Here is a 627-nt window from a genome sequence, read left to right on the forward strand (position 1 = left end):
GGAGCACATTTGTGTGGTTTAACCGAGACGGTAATACACTCCGTTGTTACGCAATTCTTGTTTGAACTGGCGTAAGTTGGTGCTGTTGTCAATCACAACCATTTCGATGCCAAGGATTTCAGCGTAGTCGGCAAGCATCGGCAATGTGACAGCTTGGCTGTACACTGCGTGATGTGCGCCGCCAGCGTGAATCCACGCAGCTGCTGCGATATTTAAGTTGGGCTGAGGTTCCCAAAGCGCGTGAGCTACAGGCAAATGTGGCAGTGACTGTGGTGGTGTGACGGTATCAATCACGTTGACGATCATTCTAAAGCGATCGCCAAGATCAATAATCGACACGTTTAACGCTTCGCCAGATTGGCCGCTGAAAATTAAGCGTGGAATATCGCAACGACAGCCAATGGTGTGACGATGAACTTCCAATCTTGGTTTCGCTGCCGCGATAGTTGGACAAACTTCTAGCATGTGAGCGCCTAACACTTGCCCTTTTTCGCCGAAGTTGTAGGTATAGTCTTCCATAAAAGATGTACCGCCCGGTTTGCCTTGCCCCATGACTTTCATGATGTGCGTCATCGCTGCGGTTTTCCAATCACCCTCTCCGCCGTAACCAAAACCTTTAGCCATTAA

Annotated in this window: 1 pseudogene; it reads right to left on the reverse strand. The window is 49.3% G+C overall.

Annotated features, from left to right (window positions below):
- Positions 1-18 precede the first annotated feature (18 nt).
- Positions 19-627 (reverse strand): annotated as a pseudogene (locus R7R24_RS28015) (L-arabinose isomerase); the annotation flags it as partial.

Source organism: Vibrio sp. 704 (assembly GCF_033339295.1).